Here is a 15,790-nt window from a genome sequence, read left to right on the forward strand (position 1 = left end):
GGGTTTCTTCTGGTTCCCCCACCCGGGAGCCCCGAGTAACGCACCCGATACACCATGACCGATACACGCATTCGAACCTATTCGGACGAACGAGAGGAAGAGAACGAGGAAACGACGACGCGATCGACGGAACGAGAACAGTGCCCGGAGTGTGGCGGGCGGCTCATCAGCGACGCCGAACACGCCGAGACCGTCTGTGAGGACTGTGGACTCGTCGTCGAGGAAGACGAAATCGACCGCGGTCCCGAGTGGCGTGCGTTCGACGCCGCCGAGAAGGACAAGAAAAGCCGCGTCGGTGCTCCGACAACCAACATGATGCACGACCAGGGGCTCAGCACGAACATCGGCTGGCAGGACAAAGACGCCTACGGCAAGGCGCTCTCGAGTCGCCAGCGACAGAAGATGCAGCGACTGCGCACCTGGAACGAGCGTTTCCGCACGCGAGACTCGAAAGAGCGCAACTTAAAGCAGGCACTCGGCGAGATCGACCGCATGGCTAGCGCGCTCGGGCTCCCCGAGAACGTCCGTGAAACTGCGTCGGTGATCTACCGCCGCGCACTCGAGGAAGACCTCCTGCCGGGACGGTCGATCGAGGGCGTCGCGACGTCGTCGCTGTACGCCTCCGCTCGCCAGGCGGGCACCCCACGCAGCCTCGACGAGATCTCGGCCGTTTCCCGCGTCGACAAGATGGAGCTGACCCGCACGTACCGGTACGTGATTCGGGAACTCGGGCTGGAGGTCCAGCCGGCCGACCCCGAGAGCTACGTCCCCCGGTTCGTTAGCGACCTCGATCTCTCGGACGAGACCGAGCGAATGGCCCGCGAACTGCTCGACTCGGCCCGCACGGAGGGCGTCCACAGCGGCAAGTCGCCGGTCGGCCTCGCCGCCGCCGGCGTCTACGCCGCCGCACTGCTGACCAACGAGAAGGTCACCCAAAACGAGGTCAGCGAGGTCGCCAGCATCTCCGAAGTGACGATCCGCAACCGCTACAAGGAGCTGCTCGAGGCTTCGGATACGGCGGCACCCGCGTGAACCTCCGCTCTTTTCTCACCGATCGCTCGTAACTGACGATTTCGTTCACCCGACCTCGAGTTGGGTCGACGACGAACCGTCCGGCCGCGAGTACATTCGTCTCGAGCCGACGCTTTCGTCCCTCGGGTCACTCATACGGTTTACTGGAAATCACTTCCGGTGCGACCGCGACCCATCCTGCGGTCGCACCGGTAACTCGTTACAGCAATCCGTATCACTCGTCGTAGCGTAGTTCGAGCTCGAGCGCCCGGTCGAGCAGCGCTTCGTCGTAGTAGTCGGCGGTCTGTTCGGGCCGCGTCCGGTGGATCGCACGCACCGTCCGGATCGTGTTCCGGAACACCTTGAACGTCGCCTCGTCGACCATCTGGCCGTCGATGGTGACTGCGCCGGTCCCCTCGCGTTTGGCCTCGTTGAACCGCTCGATTCGGTCGACGTCACGCTCGAGTTCCGCGGGCGTCGGCGTGTGGATCGTGTTCGCCTGGATCGTCTGTTTCGGATGGAGCGACCAGGAGCCGTTGAGGCCGAGTCGGGCTTCGTGTTCGACCTGATCGGCGTACCCCTCGGCGTTGTAGTACGTGAGCCCGGCGCGTTGGGTGAACAGATCGTCGAACGGGCCCCCGATTGCGAGCAGGTCCGCCGCGCTCGTCTCGTTCGAGAGTGCCTCGAGCAGGCCGTCCCAGCGCGGCCGGCCGTCGCCGAGATCCCGGCCGCCGAGTTCGGCGGTGTAGTCGACGGGGCCGAAGACCAGCGCGGCGAGTCGGGAGTTCTCGCCGAATCTCGCGATCTCGCGCAGATCCGAGCGGGCACGTCCCGTCTCGACGATCACCGCGAGTTCGATCGCCCCCTCGTCGTAGCCGTGGCTCGCCTCGGCCTCGGCGACGACCGCCGCCGCGCGTTCGACGTCCTCGAGTCGCCCCACCTTTGGGACGACGACGCCGTCGATCTCGTCGCCGATCTCGCCCACGAGGCGGTCGATCTGGTGGCGGCCCTTCTCGCGGTACGGTCGATCGGCGTAACTCCACTCGACGCGGGGCCAGATTTCGCCCGCGAAGTCGGCCCGCGGGACCTCCGCGAGGACGTTCTCGAGTCCCTTCGCCTTCGCGTCGGGTGCGGTGCCGTCCTCTAAGTCGGGAACGAGCCAGTCGGGGGCTTCGAACCCCTCGGAGGCGAGGCCGGAGACGAGATACTTCGCCGACTCCTCTCTCGGGACGGCGGCCGGTGCAGTCTGGAACGTTCGACAGATTCGTGGTTCGGTCGTCGGTGTCATCGTTGATTTTGATGGGGTCGGTGGTCCCTATCGGTTTGGGGTATCGGCGATCCGGTCGTCTGCCGTGGTTCGGATGTCGGACGTCGCGAGACCACCGTCGGCGGTGTTCGATCCTCCGAATCACGGCGTTCGGTCGTTCGGGTCACGGCGCTCGTTTCCGGATCTCGGCCGTCCGCGTGCCCGAGTAGACGGGTTCCTCGTGCTGGTTGAACGCGACGTGTTGAAAGCGAACCGTGCCGGCCCGCCCGTCCGAGGCGTCGTCCTCAACCTCGAGGACGCGGGTGAACGCGTAGACGGTGTCGCCGGGTGTGACGAAGTCGTGGAACGACTCGTCGTCGAAGCCGACCTCGCGCCAGGTTCGTTCGTCCGAGCGGGCGTGGCCGAGCGCGATCGACCGGGTAACGTCGCCGTAGGTGACGACGTCGCCCGACGGAGTCTCCGCCATGACGTCAGCGTTGTAGTGTTGTCCGGCCGTGTTGAGCGTCGCCAGTGGCAGCGCCGCGACGGTAACGTCGTCCTGGGTTCGCCCGCGTTCGTGCCGGTAGGCCACCGCGGTGTCACCGCCGCTTGCCGCCTCGAGGGCCTCGAGGAAGTCCTCGAAGAAGCCGCCCTCGGGTACGATCAGGTCCGTGGGGAGGTCGTCGTCGGGTGTGGTTTCGGCTGTCCCCGACGAACCGGTTCCGTCGGCGTTTGTCGCGCCATTCCCAGCCGTTTCGACGGGCTCGCGCCGTGGGATCATGTTCGTCCGCTCGTAGGTACAGAGGGGCTCGTCCGTCTCGGCGTCGATTCCCCGTGTTCGCCACGTGACGATCCCGTATTCGGGCCGGGAACTCGAGGTCGCGGTCGAGACGACCTCGCTCTCGACGCGGAGTTCGGTGTCCGGATAGACCGGGGTCCCGGGGAACCGCAGGTTCGTCCGGCCGAGGAAGTAGCCGCCCCTCTCGCTTAACTCCTCGACGGTGATCCCGAGCGTGGCCGCCGTGAGATAGTCGGGGTGGATCGGCGGCTCGTCGAACCCGCGCGCTCGAGCCGCGTCGGTCCGCCAGTAGGCCGGATCGTGGTTGAGCGTCTGGCTCGTCCAGCGTTCGTTCCCCCAGCGGGTGAGTCGAAGCCCGGGGTCGTGTTCGACGACGTCACCCTCGGCGAACGTCTCGAAGGTGTTTCCCTTCGGTCTGGTCTCGGCGCGCTCGAGGGCTCGAGCGAACGTGTCGGGATCGGTCCACTCCACGGAGTCGTGTCGGTTCCGGGATCCGCGTTCGGCGTCGCCGTTCGACCTCGAGTTCTCAGTCATCGGCGCTCACCTCCCCGGATTCGGAGTCCGACCCGGCTCCGGTCTCCGCGTCGGTGCTCGTCCGTTCGGCGGCTCGCTCTCGCCGGGCGATCGTCCGCCGCATCTCGTTTTCGACGAGCATGTAGCCCTCGTCGAACCCCATGCCGGGTTTCGCGAGCGTCTGGGCGGCGTCGGTCGCGAGCGCGACGTGGGCGCAGGCCCGCGCCGAGGTCGCGGTCTCGTTGCACGTTCCGCCGAGGTACGCCTCCGTGTCGGTCCCCTCGCAGTAGCGAACGGCTCGCCCGCTTCGGTGGATCCCGCCGAGATCGGGCGTTTTCACCTGCACGAGGTCGGCCGCGCCCGCGTCGACGAACGCCTGTACGTCGGCCAAGGTGTTACACCACTCGTCGGCGACGATAGGGACGTCGACGCCAGCGTCCCGGAGGCCGTCGCGGAGTTCGGCCATCGCCTCGATCTGAGTCTCGCGGCTCCCAGCGTCCATCGGCCCCTCGATCTGTATCGAGAATGGCGCGGCTGCTTCCTCTATGGCGTAGAAGTAGTCGACCACCTCGGCCCGGTCGTACGGCGGCCCGAACAGGTCGCCGATCGTCCCGTAGACGTCGACGTGGAATCGCGGCTCGTAGCCCTCGGAGCCGAGTTCCAGCGCCCGTTCGGCGAGCCAGGCGACGTACTCGAGCAGTCCCTCGCCGTCCGGGCCGAGCTTTTCGGCGCTGTTGATCAGTGCGTGGGGCAAGACCGGAACGCCCTTGACGATCATCTTCTCGGCGTTGGCGTAGCGGTCGTCGCCGGACTGGCCGAAGACGGGGACTGGATCACTGGCGGGTTCGGTCTCGAGTGCGTCGGCGAGGACGTCCGTCCGGGTCGTGCCCTCGGCGCGGGCCGCGGCCGCCAGTAGCGCCTGCGAGACGCCGTAGCGGATCGCCGTGTGAAGTTTCTCCCCATCGATTCGGAGGTGTTCGATCGCCTCGGCGTTCTCGAGGAACCCGCGCGCGTCGCTCCCGCGGAGTGCGTCGGCGACGGGCCCAGTCACGACGGGGGCGTACTCCTCGGCGCGAAAGAGCGGGTCGCGTCCGCCTGCGCCGGAGTACTGGACCGCGGCGCAGTCGCCGCGGCCGACGGTGCCGTCCGCGAGTTCGACGTCGACGAGCAGCGCCTCGCCGGCCTGACGGATCGCCTCGAAACCGTCGGTGACGGGCTCGCCCTCGTAGACGAAGCCGTCCCGTTTCGCGCCGCGTTTGATCGCCCGCTGGTCGTCCGCGAAGAACCCGGCGTAGCCCGTCGTCGCGTCGATCGTCTCGATCTCCATCTACGCGTCACCTCGGGGCTCCGGGCGGCCGATGAGTTTCCCCTCGCTGATCGCGTCGACGTCGTCGGCGACCATCCGAAACGACTGGTCGCGTCCCTCGGTGTCGGCACGCTGTGAGAGACGCCCGCGGTGGATCTCCTTGATCTCGTCGTCCATCGCGAGCTCGCCCCACTCGAGGATTCGGACGCGTCCGTCGTCGTCTCGCGCCGGAAGGACGGCCCCTTTCGCGCTGTCGCTCGGGGAGAAGGGAACGTCGAGCGCCCCGGAGTCGAACGCCGCGAGCGTTCCCTGGACGACGTCGCCGTCGCCCGCCTCGAGGACCGCCTCGAGGAGGTTGCGAGTCTCGCGTTCGATCAGTTGCTGTTCTCGGTCGATGCCGTCGATATCGATGTTCTGTTCGATTGCCATATCGATGACCTGTCTCGTGGTGCGGAGGCCGCTGGCGTTGGCCTCCATCGTTGGAACCCCCTGGAACTCCTGTGGGGACTTGGTGATCACTTTGTCCGGCCGAGCGATCGCAGCGGTCAGTCCGCCGAGGCCGATGACGCCGTTGGCGCGAGCCTCGTCCGGCGGAAAGCCGCCCATCCACTCGTGGAAGACCGTCGTGACGCACACCTCGTCGGGGAGGAACTCCTGGCCGAGTTCCTTCAGGGCCCGCAGGGCGGCGACGTCCTGGACGACGTTGCCGACCTGTCCGTAGCCGAGCGTCAGCGACCGCACACCCTGTGTGGCGGCGAGTTTGCCCTCTATCAGCATGATCGCGATGGCGATCGACGGCGGAACGAGCGTGCCGGTCAGCGGTCCGAACGGTTCGCGGTTGATCCGGACGCCGTGTTCCGTATAGGTGCCCGCCAGCCGGTCGACGAACTGCCAGTTCTCGATCGTCTCCGCGAGGCTGTGGCGGTTGGTGTAGGGAATGTTGTAGGAGATCGGCCCACCCTCGAAGCTCTGGAAGCCACCCGCAAACGTGATCGCCGCGAGCAGCCGGGCGTCGGGGGTGCCGTGGCGCACCTCGATCGGCGCGTCGGTCGCGTCGATCAGTTCGCGACAGCCCTCGACGCCGTGGTTCACTGCAGGAAACCCGTTGAGGGTGTCGTCGCCCGTCTCGCGGGCGTTTTCGAGTCCTTCCCTTGCTTTTTCGTAGGCGTTGTCCCGCGTGTAGGAGTCGATCGTGGTGGGGAGGAGGTCGGCCTCTCCCGACTCGTGGAGGTACGCGAGCAGTTCGATCTGATCCTCGAGTCGGGGGACGCCGGCCCGCGGCTGGAGCAACGGATCGTCCGCGGACTCGAGGACGTCCGCGAAGCGTTTGTGGGCGGGAAGCGAGTCGTGGTAGCGAATCGCTTCCTCGAAGTCGATGTCGGCTCCGGTCGACCAGTTGGTTCTGATCGTCTCGTCGAGACGCCGTAGCTCGTCGGACGGCAATCGTTCGTCTCGGATCATCTACGTGTTGGCCGCCACCCGCTCGGTTTCGGGCGGTGTGATCCGGAGGTCCCGACGGAGCGCGGCGATCGCCTCCTCGGGGTCGGTTTCGGAGTCGAAAACGCGATCGAAGCCCAGCGCCTCGAACGTCTCGCGCGTTCGCTCCCAGTCGTCCTGGCCGACCGCGAGGTTGCCACCGATGTAGGTGACCGCGTCGACGTCGGCCGCCTCGAGAACGTCGTGAAAGCCCTGACAGTCCTGTTTGGCGTGGCCGTACAGCGACGAGACCAGTACAGCCTCGGCGTCGTGTGCGCGTGCGGCCTCGGCGAACTCCTCCTGGGAGGTCTGGACACCGAGGTTGACGACGTTGAAGCCAGCTGTACGAAACGCCTGCTCTAGGATCGTGATCCCGACGACGTGTGCGTCGGAGCCGATCACGCCGAGAACGACCGTATTCGACATGCATACCGACCCATGTGAGAGCGGGTGATAAACTTAATGATCTTCCATGATAATATTCTTTAATCGTGTTTAGTGACCGGGTGTGGCATACAGCCACAAATATAATGATTGTTCACAACAGTTTTATGCTCGCGCCGGGTGCCTCGAGGCATGGGTGCGCTCTCGAACCTGCGCGTGTTGGATCTGACCCAGGTGCTCGCCGGGCCGTACTGTACGATGTTGCTCGCGGATATGGGTGCAGACGTCGTAAAGATCGAGCGACCCGGCGGGGACCTCATCCGGTCGAACCCGCCGTTCGCGGCTGACGCCGACGACGAGGCCTACGGCGGCTACTTCCAGAGCGTCAACCGCGGGAAGCGAAGCGTCGAACTCGACTTCGGCGACGACGCCGACCGCGAGGCGTTTCTCTCGCTGGTCTCCGAGGCCGACGTCGTCGTCGAGAACTACCGCGCGGGGACGATGGCGAAGTACGACCTCGGCTACGAAACACTCAAAGAGCACAATCCGGCGCTCGTCTACTCGTCGATTCGAGGGTTCGGTGACCCGCGTACGGGCGAGACGGATCGGCAGGGACAGCCCTCGTTCGACCTCGTCGCACAGGCGCTGGGCGGCGTCATGGAGATCACCGGCCACCCCGACGGCCCGCCGACGAAGGTCGGCCCCGGCATCGGCGACCTCTTTACCGCGACGCTAAACTGTATCGGCATTCTCGCGGCGATCAACCACCGCGAGCACACCGGCGAGGGCCAGTACGTCGACACCGGGATGTACGACGCGATGATCAGCCTCACCGAGCGGGCGGTCTACCAACACTCCTACACCGGTGAGCCTCCGACCCGCCGGGGTAACGCCCACCCCACGCTGTTCCCCTACGACGCCTTCGAGACGGCCGACGGCTACGCCGTAATCGCCGCCTTCGGCACCGCTCACTGGCATGCACTCTGTGAGGCGATGGATCGGCCCGATCTGGCCGCCGCCTACGCCACCGCCGCCGACCGACTCGAGTCCCGTGACCACCTCCGGGAAGAGATCGCCGCGTGGGCCGAGGACCTCGAGACCGACGACCTCGTGGGGACTCTCGAGGGCGAGGTGCCGGCCGCACCGGTTCAGAGTACGGCGGAGATCTTCGCGGATCCCCACGTCCGCGAGCGTGAGATGCTCGTCGCCGTGGACCAACCGGGTGCCAACCGCACAGTCGAGATCGCGGGCAATCCGATCAAAATGACCGAGACACCCCCCGAGCCACGGGGGAGAGCACCGCTTCTCGACGAACACCGGGCGGAGATCCTCGGCGAGGGCGTCGAACGGCCGGCCGACGACTGAGACAGGTTACTGTCATACGGTTTGCTGTAACGATTTACCGGTGCGACCGCAGGACGGGTCGCGGTCGCACCGAAAATGACTCACAGTAGATCGTATCAGTCATTTCCGGCACAACCGCCGTACGGGTCGCGGCCGCGCCGGGACATCTGCACAGCAATCCGTCTGAGTGGGTCTTCGATGGTCGATTGCCGGTCGATCGCCAGATTCGGATTCGATGGCCGGACGGGCCGACCCGATCGACCAGAGCTTTCTTATCCTGACAATTCGAGGACCCGTGTATCATGAGTCAGGCGACGCTGTCGGATCGGCCGTACACGAACTCGAATCTCTTCTCCGGGCACTATCTCGACGAGCGCGTTCAGGATCGCGACGAGTGGGACTGCGACGACGCCGCCCGGGAGGCCATGTCGGAACTGCAGTCGCTGTACGACCTCGAGTCCGACCTCGTCGACGGCTACACGGAGGATCCGTTGATCGACAACTGGATCGACGAGGTGCTCGACGTCCTCGGGTTCGGGACGAACGTCGAGACGACGCTCCCCGGCGGGAGCGGCTACGTCGACGTCTTGCTGTTCGAGGACACCGAGGCGAGACGGGACGCCGCCGAGGTCTACCTGAGCAGCGAGGACACCACCGATCTGTTCGACCGCGGAATCGGCCTCGTCGAAGCGAAGCAGTGGGACGCCGAGTTTACGACGCGCTTCAGCGAACGGCGGCCATACCGGAACGCCTCCCACCAGATCAAACACTATCTCGAGCGAACGCCCGAGGCGATCCAGTGGGGCGTGCTCACCAACGGTCGGAAGTGGCGACTCTACGGAACCAAAGACTACGAGACCCAGACGTACTTCGAGGTCGATCTGCCCGAATTGCTTGAGTCCGGCTCTCTCGAGGCGTTCAAGTACTTCTACGTCTTCTTCCGGCCGGACGCGTTTCGCGAACACGGTGGGACGACGTTTCTCGATTCGGTCTGGTCCGAAAGCGAGACGGTCGCACAGGAACTCGGCGAGGACTTACAGGACAACGTTTTCACCGCAGTTCGGGTACTCGGCCGCGGGTTCGTCGAGACGAACGATCTCGAGATCGATCCCGACGACGACGCGGCTCTCGAGGAGTTAAAAGAGCAGTCGCTGGTACTGTTGTATCGGCTCATGTTCGTCCTCTACGCCGAATCGCGGGGGTTGATCCATCCCGAAGGCGAGGGCCAGAACGCGATCACGGAGTACGAGGAGAACTTCAGCCTCGACGAACTCCGTCTGGAGATTCACGACGAGATCGGTGAGGTTGACGACGGCTTCACCGACGCCTACAGCGAGTACTCGACGACGATGTGGAGTCGACTCGAGGACTTGTTCCGGCTGATCGACGAGGGCGAGGAATCGTTGGGCATTCCGCCGTACAACGGCGGGCTGTTCAACCGCGAGCGCCACGAGTTTTTGACCGACCACGAGGTGAGCAACCGGTATCTCGCGGAGGTGCTCTACCGGATTTCGACGACCGAAAACGACGAGGGGCGGTACGTGCTGGCCGACTACGCCGACCTGGATACGCGCCACCTCGGGAGCGTCTACGAGGGGCTGCTCGAACACCAGTTCCGGATCGCACCCGAGGCGTACGCGGCGGTGGCCGAAGACGGCGGGCAGGTCTGGAAGCCGGCGACGGAGGTGACGGTCGCGGAGGCGGTCGAACAGGTCTCCCCGGGTGGGCTGTACGTCGTCAACGACGAGGGCGAGCGCAAGGCGACGGGGGCGTACTACACGCCGGACTACGTGGTCACGTACATCGTCGAGGAGACCGTCGGGCCGCTGGTCACCGAAATCAAAGCCGACCTCGAGGAGCAGGGATTCGAGCCGGGAACCCACGAGTATCTGGGGGCGTTCTACCGGCGGGTGACCGACCTGAAGATCCTCGATCCGGCGATGGGCAGTGGGCATTTCCTGACGCGGGCGACGGAGTACCTCGCCCAGCAGGTGATGGAAGAGGTGCGCGAACTCGAGGAGGCGACGGCGTTCGACGAACAGCGGGTGCGCCGGGACGTCGCGAAGGAGTGTATCTACGGCGTCGACTTGAACGGGATGGCGGTCGAACTCGCGAAGCTGTCGATGTGGCTCGAGACGCTGGCGGCGGATCAGCCGCTTGCGTTTCTGGACCACCACCTGAAAGCGGGCAACTCGCTCGTCGGCTCGGACGTGACGGAGGTGCTCTCGAACGGCGCGGACGCGGACGACGACGGCGGGCAACTGACGCTCCAGCAGTCGTTCGCTCGGGTGCGCGAGCGGACGCTCGATCACGTCATGGATCGGGTACAGGAGTTACTCGAGATCGACAACGAGACGCTCGCAGACGTCAAGTCGATGGAGGAGATCTACGCCGAGGTTCGGAGCGATCCGTTCTACCAGCGGCTCTTCGAGTTGACGAACGTCCACACGGCCGAACGGTTCGACCTCGACGTTCCCGAAGGGGCCTACGAGCGGATGGCTCGAGCGATCGACGACGAGGACGAGTGGCTCGAGGTACGGGAGGAAGACTGGTTCCAGACTGCGCAGGCAATGGCTGGTGGCGAGGCGTTTTTCCACTGGGAACTCGAGTATCCGGAGGTTTTCTTCGATGACGACGGGGAGAAGCGGGCGGATGCTGGGTTCGATGCGGTGATTGGGAATCCGCCGTGGGTATCAAATTGGGAACTGACAGAGAGTAATGAACAGATTGTATCGACGCTGGAATCACTGTATCAAGAAGTGACCTCTGGGCATTGGGATTTGTTTGTTCCATTCTGTTATCGAGCAGCAACATTAGCAAAGAGTGAAGGGCGACACTCATTCATTACACCAACATCACTGGGAACTGAAAAATATGGGACGAAAATTCGAGAAAAATTCATCGATGATTGGACAATACACCAACTGATACACTTTGGAGAGCATCAGATATTCAATGAAGTTGACCGACAATATCTCATATACATATTATCACCGGAAAAAAGAAAAGATGGTAAAACAAGTTTAGTTGAGTTTAACAATCCACATTTCAGCATTACAGCAAGAATCCATCAGACTAATTTCTCAGAGTATTCTAATTATTCGCTCCGTCCATCTCTAGCAACTACTGATATCGACCTCAAAAGGAAGGTTGACGAGAAAAGTATTCCCGCTGGACATGTTTGCTGTGTCAATGTCGGGGTAGTTGCGCATGCTGCTTCCGATAGTGAACTGGATTTCAAGAAAGATGATGTAATCTCCAAAGAGGCACAGGAGGGACACAAACAGTACATCGAAGGAAGCAATATCTCTCGATACTTGATTGACTGGGAAGGAGAATATATCGACTACGAATCTAAGAGAGAGCATTTTCATCGACCAAAGTTCCCAGAACTCTTTGAGTCTGAAAAAATCCTTGTCCCAAGAGTAAGTGGTGCAGATAATAGGATTGAGGCCTGTTTCGATAAGACAGGATATTACAATAACGACAATGTTACGAATGTCGTCCGTTGGAGCGAGGAAATCTTAGACAAACAGTCTCCGAAAAGCTTCGAGCCATTAGATGACACAGAAGAATTTGATGTAAGAGCGATAGTTGGTATATTCAACTCGAATCTCATCACATATTACTTCTCCCAATTTCTTGCAACTGGAACACTCCAAGGAAGCTATTCCAGTATATATCCAGACGATATCCGAAAGATACCGATTTACAACGGTTTGTCAGATAATAGTAACTTAGTGACGGACCTAGAAGATTTAGTCAGAGAGATAATGAAACTTCGAAAAGACAGAAGTTCGCTTAATCTTTCCCTTCTCGATCACTTGGGGACTTTCTCTAACGAGCTGGCTATTTCTAAGATAGGATTCAGCCAACCACCAGAAAATGCAGCCGACTCCATCCTCACCGATACCGCCGAGGACCGCGAGAACCTCCGCATCGGCTCCGTCGAGGTCGTCCGCGAGTCCGACTCGAGTCTCGAGATCCACCTAACAGCCCGCTACAAACCCGAGAACGAAGACGAGTTCGAGACCGACCGCTGGGGGTACACCGAAACCGAGTTCGAACCCGCACTCCGGATTTCGGATCTCACCGAGACCGAAGCCGACCTGATCGAAGCGTTCGTCCCCGTCGCCGTCGAGGAAGCCGGCGGCTTCGCGAACTTCCGGGAAACCGCCACCAAGACCAACTCGCCCGTCGACCGCCTCCGGAAGCTCACCCTCCCCGCCGTCGCAGACGTCGAGGACGGCCTCGAGAGCTACCTCGAAACGAAGGCTCGAGCCGAGGAACTCGAGGAGAAAATCGAGAAGACCGACGATCTAATCGATGGGATCGTGTACGAACTGTACGGGCTGACGGACGAGGAAATCGCGATCGTCGAAGACGCTGTTGGTGAGTAACACCGCGGCCGACGAACTCGGATGTGACTCTCTCGAGCAGGTGATTCGACCGAACACCGCGTCGAGGAGAGAGTCCGCTACGAGATCTGTCCGATCGACGTGGGTGCCATGCTCGGTCGGAACGGTCGTTCCGAATCGTTGCTGACCGGGAGAGATGATGAGTAATCCTAATATTCGACGACCATTTCTACCAGAATTGATAGATTTTAGTACCCAACCATATGATGGGACAACATGAGGCCGCTCAGTGCTCAGTGTAAAGAACACCTCGAAAACGCATTAGCGGAGGAGAACCCCTCCGAGAAGGATTTTTATATTCGGCAGGTGCTGCAGATGTGTATTAGCGACCATCACCCAGAAGAATACGGGTCACAGTAAGTTTCGCCCGCTCGAGTCGACTGCCGTCTCGGGTCGATGCGCCGAACATCGAAAGGGGAAAGCCCCCATCCCCCTCTCGAGATCGGATTCGTCCGGGTGGCGAGGAACCGGGATTACGGGCGAGTCCCATCGGCAGTTGACCGCTATCGATCCGTCGTCGCCGACGGCACTGGACGCAGTTGTGGCAACGACTGTGCGCCCGTCCCCGCCACAGACCCTAACGTCACCCACCCGAATATACTTGTCGGCCATCTGGTGAGTGGCTGGATTTCACAACCGAGTACATTGAACGTACGGCACTCTCCAGTGCCAAAGCGTGAAAATTAGCCCGTCGACTGATCGATCTATCTACTACACTTCGTTGAAAATACCTGTCCAATGTCGAGACAGCATCCGTGTCGACAAGGTTTTTCACGGCCGGTGTGTAATCACATACCATGGACGAGACGACCGTTCGACTGTTGTGTCCAGAATGTGGGAAAGATTGGCAGGTCACGCCGGGGGAGCTTCCGGCCTCGACCGAGATGTTTCACTGTCCGAACTGTCACGCGTCGCGTCGAACGGCGGAGTTTATGCGAACCGATCGAGACCTTCAGACGTTGAAACAACTCGGGTAGCCGGAACGTAACCGACGGGTTTTCGAATTCGCCGTTTCCGTTCGCAGTGGGCTACGCCGAGGAAAATCGACGGGTAAACCAGGTGTTTCCCGAATTCGGGGATGCCCAACAGCGTCTTAGACGACGGTTTCGCCCAGTCAGTTATCGGTTCGAATTGGTTTGCGATCTCGACAGTCACGAAGGCACAGCATAAGATGCATGGTAACGCGACTCAAGATAATAATATAACCCTGCAGTGGGTAGGAGTGGATGGTTATGAAGAAGCAGGAGCTCATTCACCTTCACGGACTTCTCGCGGAGGTATCGAACCAGTGTGCAGAGTGGAATGACTGTCAGATCGACCTCGAGGAGTACGAATCGCGCGGTATTCGACCGACATCGATCCACAAATCGAAAACGGACCACAAAGCAGCCGTCTTCGCGCTCGCCGGTGGCATCACGACCAACATGCGCGAGGACGAACAGGAAGTCGTCGCCGCAACCGCTGACTGAATCTCGCGTCGTATTCTCGGGTACACTACTCACCGACTGGTGAGACCGTCTCTCTCGTCTCGTTGGAATCTCGGACAACAGTGTGTCTGTCCCCCAGAGAGGAAATACTACGGAGTCTCGCCACGACGGAGCCGAGTCGTCACGGAACGCTTACGGACATCGTCCGTCGGAAACGAGCGATTACTCGACGAGATCCTCGAACTCGGGGAGGATTTCGTCCGACTCCGACTCGTCGTCGTTCGTCTTCGAATCGTCGTCGTCGGTCTCGGGTTCTTCGTCGGCCGACTCCTCGTCGTCGGCCGACTCCTCGTCTTCGATCGTCTCGATTTCCGTAACCTCGAGTGGGATGTTCTCGAGGCGTTGACCGATCTCCTTTCTGGCGATGCGCGAGGCGTGTTCCTCGCGCTCGACGTTGAAGACGGTCATCTCGAGCTCGAGAGCGACCAGCGCCTCGTCGGCTGCGATAAACGCGGGTGGAAGCTCCTCTCCCGATGGGGACGTCCGTTCGCCCATATCGATCTCGACGTAGTTTAAGTCAGGGTTCAGCATCTCGCCCGTCTTCGAGATGGCGATTCGGATCGCCTCGTCTTCCGTCTCCACGTCGAACACCGGCACGGCAGCTTCGACGGCAACCCTGCAGTTCATACCCAACTGTTGGGTCGCCTGTAGTATGAAGGTTCGCCCCACACCCCCCACATCGGCGGACCGGTGATCTTTTGGACGACCCACGCGGTCGTTCGCACATGACCGAGACAGCCGACGACGACCCCGAGGAGGGGGGCGAGGGACTCACGTACGCCGAGACCGGCGTCGACATCGAAGCGAGCGAGGACGCGACCGCCGCGTTGCTCGAGGCCTTTGGGAGCGACCTGCGAACCGAGTACGCCGGCTTGGTCGACATCGGCGACCGGTATCTGGCGCTTGCGACCGACGGCGTCGGCACGAAACTCCTCGTCGCCGAGGCGATCGAGGACTACTCGACGATCGGCATCGACTGCATCGCGATGAACGTCAACGATCTCGTGGCGGCGGGCGTTAGGCCCGTCGCGTTCGTCGACTATCTCGCGATCGACGATCCCGACGAGGAACTCACCAACCAGATCGGCGAAGGGTTGGCCGTCGGCCTCGAGACGGCCGACCTGACGATGCTCGGGGGCGAGACGGCCGTCATGCCGGAGGTCGTAAAAGGGTTTGACCTCGCGGGAACCTGCGTCGGTCTCGCCGAAAAAGACGCGGTACTCGAGGGCGAGGCCGCCGTCGGCGACGTCCTCGTCGGCGTTCCCTCGAGTGGCATTCACTCGAACGGGCTCACGCTCGCTCGCGAGGCCGTCACCCGCAATTACGAGTACACCGACCCGTTCCCCCACGACGAGAGCCGGACGATCGGCGAGGAACTGCTCCGCCCGACGCGGATCTACACCGACTTGCTCGGGCCAATGGGCGACCACGGCGTCCGGGCGGCGGCCCACGTCACGGGTGGCGGCTGGACCAACCTCCTCCGGATGGGCCAGCGTCGCTACGTGATCGACGATCCCCACCCCGCCCAGCCGATCTTCGAGTTCGTCCAGACGGAAGGCAACGTCACCGACGAGGAGATGCACCGCACGTTCAACATGGGGACCGGCTTCGTCGTCGCGCTCCCCGAAGACCGGGCCGGGGCGTTCGTCGAGGAGACGGACGGCGAGATCATCGGTCGCGTCGAAGCGGGCGAGTCCGTCGAGATTCGCGGACTTTCTCTCGAGTAGGCACACGAGACGGATCGCACGGAACGGACCGTTTCCCCGACCGATATCCGGGGTAGTTGCGCTTTCTTCGGTATAATGA

Annotated in this window: 12 protein-coding genes; 6 read left to right on the forward strand and 6 right to left on the reverse strand. The window is 62.3% G+C overall.

The genetic code is table 11. The annotated features are described in order from the left end of the window. Positions 1-54: 54 nt before the first annotated feature. Positions 55-1,032: a transcription initiation factor IIB gene (locus GRS80_RS04010; protein ID WP_160046432.1), complete on the forward strand. Its 978-nt coding sequence runs from the start codon at positions 55-57 to the stop codon at positions 1,030-1,032. Between the two features lie 214 nt (positions 1,033-1,246). Here the strand turns inward: GRS80_RS04010 and citE are convergent, their stop codons facing one another. From citE to glmS, 5 genes are all read right to left on the reverse strand, one after another. Beyond that, positions 1,247-2,299 (reverse strand): L-malyl-CoA/beta-methylmalyl-CoA lyase, encoded by a 1,053-nt coding sequence (gene citE, locus GRS80_RS04015; protein ID WP_160046433.1) that lies wholly within the window; start codon positions 2,297-2,299, stop codon positions 1,247-1,249. A gap of 142 nt (positions 2,300-2,441) precedes the next feature. Next, the gene (mch, locus tag GRS80_RS04020) at positions 2,442-3,590 is read right to left on the reverse strand and encodes a 2-methylfumaryl-CoA hydratase (protein ID WP_160046434.1); all 1,149 of its coding nucleotides are present in this window, start codon (positions 3,588-3,590) and stop codon (positions 2,442-2,444) included. Continuing rightward, on the reverse strand, positions 3,583-4,896 hold the full coding sequence (locus GRS80_RS04025) for a methylaspartate ammonia-lyase (protein WP_160046435.1): 1,314 nt from the start codon (positions 4,894-4,896) through the stop codon (positions 3,583-3,585). The genes mch and GRS80_RS04025 overlap by 8 nt, the downstream gene beginning before the upstream one ends. Continuing rightward, positions 4,897-6,336, reverse strand: coding sequence for a methylaspartate mutase subunit E (locus tag GRS80_RS04030; RefSeq protein ID WP_160046436.1), 1,440 nt, complete (start codon positions 6,334-6,336; stop codon positions 4,897-4,899). Further along, positions 6,337-6,777, reverse strand: coding sequence for a methylaspartate mutase subunit S (glmS, locus tag GRS80_RS04035; RefSeq protein ID WP_149083155.1), 441 nt, complete (start codon positions 6,775-6,777; stop codon positions 6,337-6,339). Positions 6,778-6,927: 150 nt separating this feature from the next. On the opposite strand from glmS, the gene mct reads away from it, so the two are divergent. The 4 genes from mct to GRS80_RS04055 all read left to right on the forward strand — a co-directional run bounded on the left by mct (position 6,928) and on the right by GRS80_RS04055 (position 13,966). Further along, positions 6,928-8,100, forward strand: a complete 1,173-nt coding sequence (mct, locus tag GRS80_RS04040; protein ID WP_160046437.1) for a succinyl-CoA:mesaconate CoA-transferase — start codon at positions 6,928-6,930, stop codon at positions 8,098-8,100. A 281-nt stretch (positions 8,101-8,381) separates the two neighbouring features. Further along, on the forward strand, positions 8,382-12,479 hold the full coding sequence (locus GRS80_RS04045; protein ID WP_160046439.1) for a TaqI-like C-terminal specificity domain-containing protein: 4,098 nt from the start codon (positions 8,382-8,384) through the stop codon (positions 12,477-12,479). Positions 12,480-13,294: 815 nt separating this feature from the next. Next, a complete protein-coding gene (locus GRS80_RS20595; RefSeq protein ID WP_149081690.1) occupies positions 13,295-13,474 on the forward strand; it encodes a hypothetical protein in 180 nt (59 codons plus the stop codon). A 255-nt stretch (positions 13,475-13,729) separates the two neighbouring features. Beyond that, on the forward strand, positions 13,730-13,966 hold the full coding sequence (locus GRS80_RS04055; protein WP_149081689.1) for a UPF0058 family protein: 237 nt from the start codon (positions 13,730-13,732) through the stop codon (positions 13,964-13,966). 180 nt (positions 13,967-14,146) lie between these two features. On the opposite strand, the gene GRS80_RS04060 is transcribed toward GRS80_RS04055, so the two are convergent. After that, positions 14,147-14,611: a DUF555 domain-containing protein gene (locus tag GRS80_RS04060; RefSeq protein WP_160046440.1), complete on the reverse strand. Its 465-nt coding sequence runs from the start codon at positions 14,609-14,611 to the stop codon at positions 14,147-14,149. 98 nt (positions 14,612-14,709) lie between these two features. Here GRS80_RS04060 and purM point away from each other — a divergent pair, with 98 nt between their 5' ends. Continuing rightward, on the forward strand, positions 14,710-15,711 hold the full coding sequence (gene purM / locus GRS80_RS04065) for a phosphoribosylformylglycinamidine cyclo-ligase (RefSeq protein ID WP_160046441.1): 1,002 nt from the start codon (positions 14,710-14,712) through the stop codon (positions 15,709-15,711). The last annotated feature ends 79 nt before the right edge of the window (positions 15,712-15,790 follow it).

It is taken from the genome of Natrialba sp. INN-245, from assembly GCF_009807105.1.
In the GTDB taxonomy this organism is placed as follows: Archaea; Halobacteriota; Halobacteria; order Halobacteriales; family Natrialbaceae; genus Natrarchaeobius; species Natrarchaeobius swarupiae.